The sequence below is a fragment of the Mesotoga sp. HF07.pep.5.2.highcov genome, from assembly GCF_003666285.1.
In the GTDB taxonomy this organism is placed as follows: domain Bacteria; phylum Thermotogota; class Thermotogae; order Petrotogales; family Kosmotogaceae; genus Mesotoga; species Mesotoga prima.
This window is the reverse complement of sequence record NZ_JFHJ01000096.1, coordinates 1-732: the sequence shown is the minus strand read 5'-3', so window position 1 is coordinate 732 and position 732 is coordinate 1. Positions and strand designations below refer to the sequence as shown.

The 732-nt window shown below is 44.5% G+C and carries 1 protein-coding gene and 1 pseudogene; both read left to right on the top strand.

Annotated elements, in window-relative coordinates; all coding sequences use genetic code 11:
- The coding region (locus tag BG32_RS01660) for a hypothetical protein (protein WP_121526302.1) at window positions 1-415 on the top strand (415 nt) is incomplete at its 5' end.
- A 39-nt stretch (window positions 416-454) separates the two neighbouring features.
- A pseudogene (locus BG32_RS01655) lies at window positions 455-732 on the top strand (hypothetical protein); the annotation flags it as partial.

Genomic DNA, 732 nt, shown 5'->3' with positions numbered 1-732 from the left:
AAAAGGCTATGTGAAGGCTATAGACGCTCTGAAAGAGAGTTGTTGCTACAAGCCTTCTGATGAACTGAAGAAAAGAACTCTGAGCAATGTAAGGAAGCTAAAGAGCAGACCTTACAAAATTCTCGGTACCGTAGCTGCCTGTTTGGTACTGGGTATCTTTTCGGTTTCGTTCTTCACTGGTAACACTATTCTTATTAAGAAAAAGGGAGAGCTTTACCAGCTCGCAGATGTCCTAGGCAGTAGCTCGAGTCTGAATGAAAGGCTCAGGGTCAATCTGAATGCCTTTACGCAGGGCGAAGCAGAGGGGAATAATCTGGTAATGATGGAGAAGGAAATGGAGCGTTCGCTCGGCTTTCTTAGTGAATCAGCTGTGGAGAATGATTTTGAGATCTCTGGAATCAGCACGACCTACTAATCTATAGACGCTCTAAGACACAGAAGGAGTGAAATCGCCGTGAAAAAACTGTCCGTACTCGTTGTCCTGTTGCTTGTTGTCGGGCTGGCGGTTGGAAAGGATGCTGTCGAAGAGTTAACTACCCTGGTAGATGTTTTGAAGAACTCTTCGTATGAAGTAGATAGATACGTACAAGAGAGCGGAATAGTTACTACTGCAAAGAACGAGCGAGTAATAAAATCCGGTCCCTATAAACTGGTTACATCGTATTCTTCTGCAAAGGGTGAATTTGGCTGGGTGAGAAACAGCTCAGGCCATTTTGCTATCTTTCGCACAAG